The organism is Pseudoflavonifractor sp. 60 (assembly GCF_009911645.1).
Classification (GTDB): Bacteria; Bacillota; Clostridia; order Oscillospirales; family Oscillospiraceae; genus Lawsonibacter.
In genome coordinates this window covers 16,626-28,875 of record NZ_QWKI01000030.1, presented here as the reverse complement: position 1 = coordinate 28,875, position 12,250 = coordinate 16,626, and the positions used below count along the sequence as shown (strand labels likewise).

Annotated in this window: 13 protein-coding genes and 1 riboswitch; of the genes, 8 read left to right on the top strand and 5 right to left on the bottom strand. The window is 61.7% G+C overall.

Features of this window, described 5'->3' with window-relative positions; genetic code table 11:
- Positions 1–167 precede the first annotated feature (167 nt).
- Complete coding sequence (locus D1646_RS03245) at positions 168–1,085, top strand: LysR substrate-binding domain-containing protein (RefSeq protein WP_160635064.1); 918 nt, start codon at positions 168–170, stop codon at positions 1,083–1,085.
- Positions 1,082–1,696 carry an MBL fold metallo-hydrolase gene (locus tag D1646_RS03240; protein ID WP_160635063.1) on the top strand — a complete coding sequence of 205 codons (615 nt, stop codon included), beginning with the start codon at positions 1,082–1,084 and terminating at the stop codon, positions 1,694–1,696. Before D1646_RS03245 ends, D1646_RS03240 begins: the two co-directional genes overlap by 4 nt.
- A gap of 69 nt (positions 1,697–1,765) precedes the next feature.
- On the opposite strand, the gene D1646_RS03235 is transcribed toward D1646_RS03240, so the two are convergent.
- From D1646_RS03235 to D1646_RS03215, 5 genes are all read right to left on the bottom strand, one after another.
- Positions 1,766–2,191: a CD1247 N-terminal domain-containing protein gene (locus tag D1646_RS03235; protein ID WP_160635062.1), complete on the bottom strand. Its 426-nt coding sequence runs from the start codon at positions 2,189–2,191 to the stop codon at positions 1,766–1,768.
- A 31-nt stretch (positions 2,192–2,222) separates the two neighbouring features.
- On the bottom strand, positions 2,223–2,789 hold the full coding sequence (gene efp / locus D1646_RS03230) for an elongation factor P (RefSeq protein ID WP_160635103.1): 567 nt from the start codon (positions 2,787–2,789) through the stop codon (positions 2,223–2,225).
- A 174-nt stretch (positions 2,790–2,963) separates the two neighbouring features.
- A complete protein-coding gene (locus D1646_RS03225; RefSeq protein WP_160635061.1) occupies positions 2,964–3,401 on the bottom strand; it encodes an Lrp/AsnC family transcriptional regulator in 438 nt (145 codons plus the stop codon).
- A complete protein-coding gene (gene hutI, locus D1646_RS03220; RefSeq protein ID WP_160635060.1) occupies positions 3,401–4,624 on the bottom strand; it encodes an imidazolonepropionase in 1,224 nt (407 codons plus the stop codon). Before hutI ends, D1646_RS03225 begins: the two co-directional genes overlap by 1 nt.
- A 67-nt stretch (positions 4,625–4,691) precedes the next feature.
- On the bottom strand, positions 4,692–6,707 hold the full coding sequence (locus D1646_RS03215) for a urocanate hydratase (protein ID WP_160635059.1): 2,016 nt from the start codon (positions 6,705–6,707) through the stop codon (positions 4,692–4,694).
- 301 nt (positions 6,708–7,008) lie between these two features.
- On the opposite strand from D1646_RS03215, the gene D1646_RS03210 reads away from it, so the two are divergent.
- From D1646_RS03210 to D1646_RS03185, 6 genes are all read left to right on the top strand, one after another.
- On the top strand, positions 7,009–7,911 hold the full coding sequence (locus tag D1646_RS03210) for a LysR family transcriptional regulator (RefSeq protein WP_160635058.1): 903 nt from the start codon (positions 7,009–7,011) through the stop codon (positions 7,909–7,911).
- Between the two features lie 121 nt (positions 7,912–8,032).
- Positions 8,033–8,944 (top strand): glutamate formimidoyltransferase, encoded by a 912-nt coding sequence (gene ftcD / locus D1646_RS03205; RefSeq protein WP_160635057.1) that lies wholly within the window; start codon positions 8,033–8,035, stop codon positions 8,942–8,944.
- A 13-nt stretch (positions 8,945–8,957) separates the two neighbouring features.
- Positions 8,958–9,584 carry a cyclodeaminase/cyclohydrolase family protein gene (locus tag D1646_RS03200; RefSeq protein ID WP_160635056.1) on the top strand — a complete coding sequence of 209 codons (627 nt, stop codon included), beginning with the start codon at positions 8,958–8,960 and terminating at the stop codon, positions 9,582–9,584.
- Positions 9,585–9,648: 64 nt separating this feature from the next.
- A riboswitch (THF riboswitch) is annotated at positions 9,649–9,746 on the top strand.
- Positions 9,747–9,799: 53 nt separating this feature from the next.
- The gene (locus D1646_RS03195) at positions 9,800–10,363 is read left to right on the top strand and encodes a folate family ECF transporter S component (protein ID WP_160635055.1); all 564 of its coding nucleotides are present in this window, start codon (positions 9,800–9,802) and stop codon (positions 10,361–10,363) included.
- 16 nt (positions 10,364–10,379) lie between these two features.
- Positions 10,380–10,952, top strand: coding sequence for a HutD family protein (locus D1646_RS03190; protein ID WP_160635054.1), 573 nt, complete (start codon positions 10,380–10,382; stop codon positions 10,950–10,952).
- 4 nt (positions 10,953–10,956) lie between these two features.
- Complete coding sequence (locus D1646_RS03185; protein WP_160635053.1) at positions 10,957–12,219, top strand: folylpolyglutamate synthase/dihydrofolate synthase family protein; 1,263 nt, start codon at positions 10,957–10,959, stop codon at positions 12,217–12,219.
- Positions 12,220–12,250 lie beyond the last annotated feature (31 nt).

Here is a 12,250-nt window from a genome sequence, read left to right as displayed (position 1 = left end):
CCTGTCTCTCGGCGGCGCCGAGTGTAACATGTCCGCATACCGTTGTTTTTTGCGATAAGGTATGTTATCATTATCATAACCGGAGTACCATTGGAAAGCAATCACCTTTTTCAACGGCATTGATACCAAAACCGTTATGAATCTCGGGGCAGGAGGGCGAGAAAGCTATGACCTTGCACCAGCTGCGGCATTTTGAGAGTCTGGCCCATACCCAGCACTATCAGCGCTCCGCAGAGCTGCTGGGGGTCAGCCAGCCTGCCCTGAGCCGGTCCATCAGCGCGTTAGAGCTGGAGTTGGGCGCGCCGCTTTTTGAGCGGCAGGGGCGGAACGTGGTGCTCAGCCGCTTTGGCCGGGTCTTTGCGGAGCATATCTTTGCCGCTATGGATGAGATCAACACCGGCTTTGCCCATGTGCGGGATTTGACCGACCCCAAAAAGTGTGTACTGGATATCTCTCTGAATTACATTGCGGCCAACCTCTACCTTCCGCAGCTCCTGCGCGGTTACACCCGGCTGAACCCGGAGAAGGAGCTGGTATTTCAGCTCCGTCAGGCCAATACGCCGGAGATCCTCCGCAATGTGCTGGAGGGACGCAGTGAAATTGGACTGTGCTCCTATATGGAGGACCAGCCGGGGATCCATTTCTCCCCCCTTGTCCGCTATCCTCTGCGGCTGGTGACCCCGCCGGACCACCCTCTGGCCCAGCGGGATCAGGTGTCGCTGGAGGAGATTGGTCAGTATCCGCTGATCCTCTCCATAGATAAAACCCACTACATTGAAAATATGCTGATCGGTTTGGGGGTGAGGCCCATTGTGGCCTGCCGGATGGGGGAGGACCGCTCCATCGCCAACTTTGTGGCCTGCGGGTTTGGACTGGCCATTTTGCCCTATGACCCTCAACTGGAGAGCTGCGGCGTCTCCCTGGTGCCCATCCGGGACAGCTGCGCCTATCGGGACTTCTACCTGGCGCTGGCCCGGGGCAGGCCCATCTCGACCCACAGCAGAGACTTTTGCCGCTATATTTTAAACGGCCGGAACAAGGACAGCGCCCGCCGGCCATCCATTTTTAAGGAGGAATCACAATGAAAATCACTTATCTGGGTCACTCCTGCTTTCAAATCGAGTCTCAGGGCTATTCCGTGGTGCTGGACCCCTATCGGGAGGGCAGCGTACCCGGTTACCGCCCCGTTCAAGCAGAGGCCGACGGGGTACTGTGCAGCCACGGCCACAACGACCACGGCGGCGCGGAGTGCGTGACCCTGAGGCAGGGCACAGTCTCCCCCTTCACTGTGGAGACCATCCAGACCTGGCACGACGACCAGCAGGGGGCCCTGCGGGGCAGCGACACCATCCACATCCTGGACGACGGCCAGTGCCGGATTGCCCACCTGGGGGACCTGGGCTGTGAGCTGACGGTGGAGCAGAAGGAGAAGCTCAAGGGCCTCACCGCCCTGCTGATCCCGGTGGGGGGTTACTACACCATTGACGCCGCCCAGGCCAGCGCGCTGGCGGATGAACTGGACCCCACCGTGGTGATCCCCATGCACTACCGGGGGGAGAGCTTCGGCTACGACGTCATCGGGACCCTGGAGCAGTTTACCGCCCTGCGCAGCGACGTGGTACCCTGCGGCTCTGAGCTGGAGCTGACGCCGGAGACCGGAAAACAGACCGCCGTGCTCCGCCCCCAGAACCGGTAAGCTTTCATAAACATACAAAAACGCCCTGGAGAAAACCTCCAGGGCGTTGGTGCCGTTTGGGGAGTGGGATTACTCCTCCTCGTCCTCTTCCAAGTCCTCCTCGTCGTCCTCGTCGTCGGTGAGTTCCATGGCAAAGCGGGACCCGCAGTCGGGGCACTCCACCTCTCCCGCCGCCATCGCCTCCTCATCAATGATGAGAGGCTCGCCGCAGGTGGGACAGTCCACCTCGAACCAGTCGTCGTCATAGTCCTCGTCGTCCTCGTCCATCTCATCGTCAAAGAGCACCGCTTCCACATCGGCCAGGTCGTCAGACAGCACATCGATCTCTTCGCCCAGATTCAGGGCGTTCTCCTCCAGGTCCTCCACCGACATGGCCAGCTCCTCCATGATGCCGATCATCACGGAGATGAGCTTGCCCTCCTTGGACTTCACAGTATCCAGGTCCAGCCCCTCGGCCAGGCCCTTCAGATAGGCGACTTTTTCGGAAATAGTCATAATCGTTTCCCTTTCTGAGGCAATGCCTCCCTTAGGCCTTACATCTCTCCAGATACTCGCCGGTACGGGTGTCAATCTTGATCTTATCGCCAGGGTTGACAAACAGGGGGACCTTAATCTCAGCGCCCGTCTCCAGAGTGGCAGGCTTGAGCACGTTGTTGGTGGCCGTATTGCCCGCAAACCCGGGGTCGGTCTCGGTGACCTCCAGGTCCACAAAGTTGGGGGGCTCCACGCCGAAGACGCTGCCCTTGTAGGACATCACCTTGCAGGTCATGTTCTCCTTGACAAACTTGAAGCTGTCGCCCAGCAGGTCTCTGCCAATCGGAATCATGTCGAAGGACTCGGGGTCCATAAAGTAGTACAGGTCGCCGTCACTGTAGCTGTACTCCATGTCCTTGCGCTCCACAAAGGCCTGCTCGAACTTGGCGGTGGGATTGAAGGAGGTCTCGGTCACGCCGCCGGTGATGACATTCTTCATCTTAGTGCGCACAAAGGCGGCGCCCTTCCCGGGTTTGACGTGCTGGAACTCCACTACCTGCATCACCTTGCCGTCCATCTCAAAGGTCACACCGTTACGGAAATCGCTGGCAGAAATCATTGGCATAGGAATCATCCTCCGTTATAAAACTATTTGAGCCTCGTTAGCTGACTTATTTTACCCTATTTTTTCCCCCTTGGCAAGGGGTTCGGAGAGAATTGCCGCCATTCCGAAAAATTTTTTCTGCGCAGGACCCCATACCGGTCACACCGGCCGGGGATTTTGATTGGTCCCTCACTTGGGCAGGGGCATATCCTTGTACTCGAAGCAGGTCTCCAGCTCCACGGAGGTCTGGGAGTCGCCGTACTGCTTGAGGGAGGACAGCAGCTCGTTCAGCTGGTGGGTATCCTTCACCGCAAAGCGCAGCAGGGCGTTGAGCTTTCCCACCAGGTGGTGGTGGGCAGTGATCGCGGGGGTGTTCTCACAGTATTTACAAAACTGGCTGTATTTTTCCGGGAACAGCGCAATCAGGATAAATCCGGTCAGGCTGCTGTCCAGCAGAGTGCGGTCCACACTGATGGAAAAGCCCTTAATAACCCCCTTCTCCTCCATGCGGCGAATGCGCTCGGAGACGGCGGGGGCGGTGAGACCCACCTGGTCCCCGATGCACTTTAACGTGGTGCGGCTGTCCCGCTGTAGGATATTCAGGATCTGATAGTCGGTGCGGTCCATCAGCCCATCACTGTACCTTTCTTCACCACTGTCTGGACCAGGTTGCTCCCCATGCGGTAGCAGATGTAGTCCAGGTCGGGGGCGTCCCAAATCACCAGATCCCCCTGTTTGCCTGGCTCTATGGACCCCACCCGATCCGCCATATCAATGGCACAGGCGGCGTTGAGGGTCACGGCGGTGAGGACTTCCTCCGGGGTCAGCTTGTACTTCAGGCAGCCCAGGTTGATGACAAATTGCAGATTTAGGCAGGGGCAGGAGCCGGGATTGAAATCGGAGGCCATTGCCACCGGCACGCCGGCGCTGACCATGTCCCGGGCAGGGGCGAAGACGGCCCCCAGGTAGAAGCTGGTGGCGGGCAGGAGGCAGGCCACCACGCCGCCCTTGGCTAGGCTCTCAATGCCCTCCGGGGGACAGACGATCAGGTGTTCGGCGGAGATGGCCCCAATCTCCCCCGCCAGCTGGGAGCCGCCGATGGCCTCGATCTCGTCGGCGTGGATCTTGGGGCGCAGGCCGTACTTGAGACCGGCCTCCAGCACCTGCCGGGACTCCTCCATGGTGAAGGTGTCCGCCTCACAGAACACGTCGCAGAACTTGGCAATGCCCTGCTCCTTCACCAGGGGCATCATCTCCTCGCACACCAGGCGGATGTACTCGGCCCGGTCGGCCTTGTACTCGGCGGGCACCAGGTGGGCCCCCATGAAGGTGGCCACCAGGTCCATGGGGTGACGGCGGTTCAGGTTGTCAATGACCCGCAGGGCCTTCAGCTCGTGCTCTGTGGCCAGGCCGTAGCCGCTCTTGGCCTCGCAGGTGGTGACGCCCAGGGAGAGCATCTCGTCCAGGGCCCGGGCGGCCTTGGCGGTCAGCTCCTCCTCGGTGGCGGCCCGGGTCGCGTTGGTGGTGGACTGAATGCCTCCGCCGGCGTTCTGAATTTCCAGATAGGTCTTTCCATGGAGCTTCAGCCCCAGCTCGTTCTGCCGCCAGCCGCCGAAGATGAGGTGGGTGTGGGCGTCCACCAGGCCGGGGGTCACCAATTTCCCCTGGGCGTCAATGGTCTGCTCCGCCGCCGGGGCGGGACCGGCGCCTACCTGGGAGATCAGGCCGTCCTCCATCAGGACCCATGCGTCCTTCAAAATCTGAATGTTCCCCTGCTCCGTCCCCCTCTTGGGGCCGGTCCCCTGGGGGGTGGCCAGCATACCAATATTGCTGACAAGTACCTTGCTCATAGTGTCCTTCCTTTCCAAAAGAGGGGACGCCGCAGGACGCCCCCTCTGGTTAATTTGCAGTGAAATTTTAGTCCTTCATGTCCTTGAGTGCCTCGGCCACCAGGTTGTCGTCGGCCAGATAGGGCAGGGTTATGTGATCCTGGCCCTGGTACAGCTCGTTGTACTCGACCACGGTGGTCATGGAGTTGGGATTGCCGGCCCAGTTGCGGCGGGAGACGCCGATCATGGTGTCCCAGGGCATGGACATCTTCAGGATGGTGTCAACCCGCTCGGAGCCGTCCAGCACCATGCCGAAGCCGCCGTTGATGGCCTTGCCGATGCCAGTGCCGCCGCCGTTGTGGAGGGCGATCAGGCTCATGCCCCGGGCGGCGTTGCCGGCGTAGCACTGGGTGGCCATCTCGGCCATGATGTTGGAGCCGTCCTTGATGTTGGAGGTCTCACGGAAGGGGGAGTCGGTTCCGCCGGTGTCGTGGTGGTCGCGGCCCAGCATGACGGGGCCGATCTCGCCGTTGCGGACCATCTCGTTGAACTTCAGGGCGATGTTCATGCGGCCCATAGCGTCCTGATACAGGATGCGGCACTGGGTGCCCACCACCAGCTTGTTCTTCTTGGCGTCACGGCACCAGACATAGTTGTCATAGTCCTGATAGCGGCGGTTGTGGGCCTTGATGTACTCGGCGGCGGCGGCGTCGGTCTTGTCCAGGTCCTCGGGATTGCGGCTCAAGCAGCACCAGCGGAAGGGGCCGTAGCCGAAGTCGAACAGGCAGGGACCCAGGATGTCCTCCACGTAGGAGGGGAAGACAAAGCCGTCCAGGTCGTTCTCGCCGTTCTTGCAGATGGACTTGACGCCGGTGTCGTACACGGCCTTCAGGAAGCTGTTGCCGTAGTCGAAGAAGTAAGTACCCTTGTCGTGGAGCTTGCAGATCATCTCGTAGTGGTGCTGGAGGGTCTTGTCAACCAGCTTGGCGAAGCCCTCGGGGTCCTTGTCCAGCATCTCGGTGCGCTCCTCGAAGGTCAGGCCCTGGGGGCAGTAGCCGCCGTCATAGGGCACGTGGCAGGAGGTCTGGTCGGACAGCAGGTCCACGTGGATGTTGTTGTTGTAGACATACTCCAGCAGGTCCACAATGTTGCCGTGGTAGGCGACGGCGCAGGGCTGTTTGCTCTCCTGGTGCTCCTGGGCGATCTTTACCGCCTCGGCCAGGTCGGCGGTGCGGTGGCTCACCCAGCCCTGGGTGTAGCGGGTCTCAATGCGGGAGTCGTCCACCTCGGCGATGATGGAGGCGGCCCCGGCAATCTCAGCGGCCTTGCCCTGAGCGCCGGACATACCGCCCAGACCGGCGGAGATGAACAGACGGCCGGCCAGGTTGCCGTCCTCGGGGATGCCCAGTTTCAGGCGGCCGGCGTTGAGCAGGGTGTTGAAGGTGCCGTGGACAATGCCCTGGGGACCGATGTACATCCAGCCGCCGGCGGTCATCTGGCCGTAGTTGGCCACGCCAATGGCGGCGGCGCGGTTGAAGTCTTTCTGGTTGTCGTACATACCCACCATCAGGCCGTTGGAGATGATGCAGCGGGGGGCCATCTTGTGGCTGTGGAACAGGCCCAGGGGGTGGCCGGACATGACCACCAAGGTCTGTTCGTCGGTCATGACCTCCAGGTACTTCTTAATCAGACGGTACTGCATCCAGTTCTGACAGACCTGGCCGGTCTCGCCGTAGGTGACCAGTTCGTAGGGATACAGGGCGATATCAAAGTCCAGGTTGTTGTCGATCATCACCTGGAAGGCCTTGGCCTCGGTGCAGTTGCCCTTGTACTCCTCGATGGGCTTGCCGTACAGCTTGCCGGCGGGGCGGAAGCGGTAGCCATAGATGCGGCCGTGCTCCTCCAGCTCCTGGGCGAACTCCTTGGCCATCTGGGCGTGGTGGTCAGGGTGGATGTAGCGCAGGGCGTTCTTAATGGCCAGCACCTTGTCGGTCTGGGTGAGGTGGGACTCCCGGCGGGGGGCCCGGCGGTACTGGGGGTCGAATTGGGGATACTCGGGCAGGTCATAGTCCAGCTTGATGGTCATGGTGTCTGCAAGATTCATTGGGTTTGCCTCCGTTTCTAAAATTTTTGTGTAATACTTCCGGATTTGTTCCGGGGGTCATATCTTCTGTATTGTATTTTATCAAAAAGATGGTAGAATGAAAAGTACTACTATTATATATTTGATATATAAAAAAAGTATGGTGCATTCAGGGATGAGAGTCCAGAAGCGCCCACCCCATACTATAAAAAGGCAATTTCCCCATACCGGGCGGCGGGGTCACGCCAATTTGAGACCGTCAGACCGCGGAAAAAGTTCGTTCTCTTCCTTTCAAAAAAGAGAAGAAAAAGGAGGAAAAAGTATGAATTTCAAGCAGCTGGAGTATTTTGCCGCAGTGGCGGAGGCGGGGAGTATTTCCGGGGCCTCCCGGGCCCTCCACGTGGCCCAGCCCCCCATCAGCCGGCAGCTGGCCCTGCTGGAGGACGAGCTGGGGGTGTGTCTCTTCCTGCGGACCAACAAGGGGATTGAACTGACCGAGGCGGGGCGGCGTCTGGCCCAGCACAGCCGCCAGATGTTCCAGAGTCTGCGGGCCATGGCCGACAGCGTCCGAGATGTGGACGCGGGTATCCAGGGAGAGCTGAAGGTGGGGGCCATCTACTCCGACGCCCAGATTGCCGCCCGCCTGCTGAAGGACTACCACAAGCACTATCCCCAGGTGGAGCTGTATGTGCGCATGGGCTCTCCCGGCGACCTGCTGAACGCCCTGAGCCGGGGGGAGCTCCACGTGCTGTTCCTGCGCAGTCAGTCGGAGACCCCCTGCGGCCTGCGGGAGCTGGTTCTGGGGGCGGACCCCCTGGAGCTGGTGATGTGCCCCGAAACCGACCCCGCCCCAGGACAGGAGGCTGTCCCCCTTCAGGCCCTGCGGGACGCCCCCATGTGCCTGCTGCGCAGCGATGACCTGTGGGGCTATGGCCGGGACCTGCTGGAGGAGTGCCGCCGGGCGGGCTTCTCCCCCCATGTGGTCTGCCACTGCTACGACACGCCCATGGAGATGCAGATGATTCAGGCGGGCTTTGGGGTTGGATTTCTGCCCAGATCCATTGTGGCCGCCCACCCGGGGTCGCCGGTGTACACCAAGCCGGTGCTGGAGTGCCCGTTCAGCTCTTACCCCGTTCTGGCGTGGGAAAACAGCCCCTATCAGCCCAGCTGTGTCCAGCGGTTTCTGGAGCTGGCGGAAGAAAGCCAGGAGGGGGGGAAGCCTTAATATTTTTAAGCCCAGGGCCAAAAACACCTTCCTTCCCTCCTTGCATCTTCCTCCTGAATCCCATATAATAGACGCATCAAAGGAAACACCCCGGCAAAAAATTTTTAGGAGGAAATCTCAAATGGCTAGACTGGTAGAGTGTGTCCCTAATTTCAGCTGCAGCAAGGAGAAGGACGAGGCCGCATACAACGCCCTGGTGGAGGTGGCCAAGAGCATCCCCGGCTGCACCCTCTTTGACGCCCAGACCGACGGCAACCACAACCGCTGTGTGTTCACCATGATCGGCTCCCCCGAGGCCGTGGAGGAAGCGGCCTTCCAGCTGGCCAAAAAGGCCGCCGAGGTCATCGATATGAACAAGCACACCGGCGAGCACTCCCGCATGGGCGCCACCGATGTGATCCCCTTCATCCCCACCATGGGGATTACCGTGGAGGAGTGCGTGGAGATCTCCAAGCGGCTGGGCCAGCGGATCTGGGACGAGCTGAAGATCCCCTCCTTCCTCTATGAGGACTCCGCCTCAACTCCCGCCCGCCGCAATCTGGCCGCCTGCCGCAAGGGCCAGTTCGAGGGGATGCCTGAGAAGCTGCTCCAGCCCGAGTGGGCCCCCGACTTCGGCGAGCGGAAGATCCATCCCACCGCCGGCATTACCGCCATCGGTGCTCGGATGCCCCTGGTGGCCTTCAACGTGAACCTGGCCACCTCCGATGTGGAGGTCGCCAAGAAGATCGCCAAGGTGATCCGCGGCTCCTCCGGCGGCTTCCGCAGCTGCAAGGCCATGGGCTTTATGCTGGAGGACCGGGGCATCGCCCAGGTGTCCATGAACATGGTCAACTATGAGGATACCTCCCTGTGTACTGTGTATGAGATGATTAAGTCCCTGGCTGAGCGGTACGGCACCTATATCGTGGGCAGTGAGGTGGTAGGTCTGACCCCCGCCAAGGCCCTTATTGACTGCGCCGAGCACTACCTGAAGCTGGAGAACTTTGACTGCCACAACCAGGTGATGGAGTACCACCTGGTGGGAATGGAATAAGGGGGACGATACAATGAAACTGGCAGAACTGAAAACCGCCGAATTTGTGGACCTGCTGGCCTCCGACGCCCCCGCCCCCGGCGGCGGCTCCGCCGCCGCGCTGGAGGGGGCCTTGGGCGCCGCCCTCACCGCTATGGTGTGCTCCCTCACCGTGGGCAAGAAGAAGTACGCCGACCATGAGGAGCTGGCCCGGGAGACCCAGACCAAGGCCCTGGCGCTGAAAGACCGCTTTGTGGACGTGATGGACCGGGATACCGAGGCCTTTAACGTGGTCAGCGCTGCCTTCGCCATGCCCAAGGCCACCGATGAGGAGAAGGCCGCCCGCTCCGCCGCCATCCAGAAGGGGCTGGAGGGCTGCACCAAGACCCCCTTTGAGATGATGGAGCTGGCCGTGGAGGCCCTGGAGCTCACCGCCGGGGTTCTGGGCAAGAGCAACGACAGCGCCGCCAGCGACCTGGGGGTGTCCGCCCTGTCCCTGCGCGCCGCCATCCAGGGGGCCTGGCTCAATGTGCTCATCAACATTGGGAGCCTAAAAAACAAGGAGCTGGCCCAGGACTACCGCGCCAAGGGCGAGGCCCTGCTGGCCAAGGCCCTGCCTCTGGCCGATCAGATCTACAGCGCCGTGGCCGCCGCCATGTAATCAAAAATTGATTGACAAACCGGCCTTCCTGCTGTATCTTATTGGATGTGAGAAATATCACCTGGTCAGAGTAGGCCCAGTGCGTCAAGTGCCGTCGGACGGGAAGTTGCCGGCGGACGAAGGATGTTTGTGATCCGCGATGCTGTGCCGCATTCCGCTGCCATGGGGGAGTATGCTCCTTTCGTGGCAACACGCCGTGAAAGGAGCGTATTATTATGTCAAAAAACCGCCATTACATCTACAACATCTGCATGATTGCCCTGCTCACCGCAATGATGGTGCTGCTGAAGCGGACCATCGCCATCGAGACCCCCTATTTTAAGTTCTCCTTCGCCTCCCTGCCCATTGTGCTGGCGGCCCTGCTCTTCGGCCCCATTGAGGGGGCGGTGGTGGGTCTGCTGGGGGAGTTCATCGCCCAGATCACCGGGCTCTATGGGCTGGCCCCCACCACAGTGCTCTATGTGGCCCCCGCCGCCATCCGGGGGGTCACCGTGGGACTGGGGGCCCTGTGGTGCCGCCGGGCCACCGGCCGGAGGCTGGAGAGCCGTCCGGCGCTGTGCTACACCGTCTGCATCCTGGGGGCGGTGCTTACCACCGCAGGGAATACCCTGAGCATCTGGCTGGAGTGCCTGATGTACCGCACCTCCTTCGCCGCCCACCTGCCCTTCCTGCCTGGGCGGTTCTTTACCGGGATCGCCACTGCGGTGGGTATCACCACCGTCTGTATCCCCTTGGCCTTCGCCCTGCGCCGCAGCGGCGCGGTGAAATACATCGACTGAGAAAGGACGCGGAGCTATGGAATGGAAGCTGCTGGATCAAGCCGGCTATGTGACCACCAGTTGGTCCGGGGGGACGACAACCCAGCTGGCCATTGCGCCGGAGGGGGCGGTGTATGGGGACCGGGACTTCCTCTGGCGCATCAGCTCCGCCACTGTGGAGCTGGACCACTCCGACTTTACCCCCCTGCCCGACTACCACCGCTTTTTGGCGGTGCTGGAGGGGGAGATCAGGCTGAAGATTGACGGTCAGGAGCCCTTCCTCCTGGCCCCGGGCCGGGTGGTGGAGTTTGACGGCGGCGTCCCGGTGGAGAGCTGGGGGCGGTGCGTGGACTTTAACCTGATGGTCCGCAAGGGAAAGGGCCAGGGGGCGGTGAGCCTTCTGTCCGGGACCCGTCCCCAGGAGGGAAGCTGGACCCCCGCCCCCGGTGACGCCGCCATTTACTGCCTGTCCGGCGCGGTCCGCCTGCCGGAGCAGGGCCTGGAGGCCAAAGCGGGGGAACTCCTTCTGTGCCGTGACTGCCGGGGAGAAGAGGTGGAGCTGATCTGTGAGGCGGGGGCGGCTATGCTGGTCTCCGTCAGGGAGGCATGAGCCTATGACCGATCTGGAAGCGGTGGAGCTGATCCACCAGCGGGCCTGGGTCGGCCAGAAGCCGGGGCTGGAGCGCATCCGCCGGCTGCTGGGACGGCTGGGCGACCCCCAGAAGGAGCTGAAATTTGTCCACATCGCCGGGTCCAACGGAAAGGGATCCACCGCCGCCATGCTGGCCAGCGTGCTCACCGCGGCGGGGCTGAGGACCGGACTGTACACCTCTCCCCACCTGTGGCATTTCCATGAGCGGTTCCGGGTCGACGGGGTCCCCATCCCCGGGGAGAAACTGGCGGACATTGCCGCCCAGGTGCTGGAGGCGGCGGAGGACCAGACCGAGTTTGAGCTGATGACCGCCATCGGAATGGTCTGCTTCCTGCGGTCGAAGTGCGATATTGTGGTGCTGGAGACCGGCCTGGGGGGGCGGCTGGACTCCACCAACATTATCGGCAAGCCTGAGGCGGCGGTGGTAACCCACATCGGCCTGGAGCACACTGAGCTGCTGGGGGATACCCTGGAGAAGATTGCCGCCGAGAAGGCGGGGATCATCAAGGAGGGCTGTGATGTAGTCCTTTACCGGCAGGACCGAGGGGTCATTGAAACGGTGGAGGACGCCTGCCGCAGGGCGGGCAATTCGGAAAGGCTCTGGCTGACGGACCCAAGCGCACTGGAGGTGATCTCCAGCGGACTGGAGGGGCAGACATTTCGATACCAGGGTTTGGGGCCCTTCCGCATCCCTCTGCTGGGGGAGTATCAGCTGTACAACGCCGCCGTGGTGCTGGAGACGGTGAATGCCCTTCGGTCGCGGGGCTGGGACATCCCGGAGGAGGCGGTGGTCCAGGGTCTGGAACAGGCCCGGTGGCCTGGGCGGCTGGAGCTGGTCCGCCGGAAGCCCGACGTGATCCTGGACGGGGGCCACAATCCCCAGTGTATGGAGGCGCTGAGCCGGGCGCTGGGGGAGCTGTACCCCGGGAAAAAGCTGGTATTCCTCACCGGTGTGCTGGCGGACAAGAATTGGCGGGCAATGGCAGTGGAGCTGCTGCCCCTGGCAAAGGAGTTTTACACCATCACCCCTGACAGCCCACGGGCTATGGCCGCCCAGGAGCTGGCCCAGTATTTCAGCGGTCAGGGCGTGAAAGCAACCCCCTGTGACACCATTCACGAGGGGCTGGAGCGGTCAATGGAGGCCGCCGGCCCGGAAGGGATTGTGTGCGTCTGCGGGTCGCTGTATATGATTGGCGAGGCGCGGCACCTGCTGGGGCTGTGCTGAGTCCCAACTCTGGATCAAGAAAGGTGGAAGC

Excerpts from the sequence above, each read along its gene's own strand:
- D1646_RS03245 (WP_160635064.1), top strand. The coding sequence starts at position 168 with ATGACCTTGCACCAGCTGCGGCATTTTGAGAGTCTGGCCCATACCCAG.
- D1646_RS03240 (WP_160635063.1), top strand. The coding sequence starts at position 1,082 with ATGAAAATCACTTATCTGGGTCACTCCTGCTTTCAAATCGAGTCTCAG.
- D1646_RS03235 (WP_160635062.1), bottom strand. The coding sequence starts at position 2,191 with ATGACTATTTCCGAAAAAGTCGCCTATCTGAAGGGCCTGGCCGAGGGG.
- efp (WP_160635103.1), bottom strand. The coding sequence starts at position 2,789 with ATGATTTCTGCCAGCGATTTCCGTAACGGTGTGACCTTTGAGATGGAC.
- D1646_RS03225 (WP_160635061.1), bottom strand. The coding sequence starts at position 3,401 with ATGGACCGCACCGACTATCAGATCCTGAATATCCTACAGCGGGACAGC.
- hutI (WP_160635060.1), bottom strand. The coding sequence starts at position 4,624 with ATGAGCAAGGTACTTGTCAGCAATATTGGTATGCTGGCCACCCCCCAG.
- D1646_RS03215 (WP_160635059.1), bottom strand. The coding sequence starts at position 6,707 with ATGAATCTTGCAGACACCATGACCATCAAGCTGGACTATGACCTGCCC.
- D1646_RS03210 (WP_160635058.1), top strand. The coding sequence starts at position 7,009 with ATGAATTTCAAGCAGCTGGAGTATTTTGCCGCAGTGGCGGAGGCGGGG.
- ftcD (WP_160635057.1), top strand. The coding sequence starts at position 8,033 with ATGGCTAGACTGGTAGAGTGTGTCCCTAATTTCAGCTGCAGCAAGGAG.
- D1646_RS03200 (WP_160635056.1), top strand. The coding sequence starts at position 8,958 with ATGAAACTGGCAGAACTGAAAACCGCCGAATTTGTGGACCTGCTGGCC.
- D1646_RS03195 (WP_160635055.1), top strand. The coding sequence starts at position 9,800 with ATGTCAAAAAACCGCCATTACATCTACAACATCTGCATGATTGCCCTG.
- D1646_RS03190 (WP_160635054.1), top strand. The coding sequence starts at position 10,380 with ATGGAATGGAAGCTGCTGGATCAAGCCGGCTATGTGACCACCAGTTGG.
- D1646_RS03185 (WP_160635053.1), top strand. The coding sequence starts at position 10,957 with ATGACCGATCTGGAAGCGGTGGAGCTGATCCACCAGCGGGCCTGGGTC.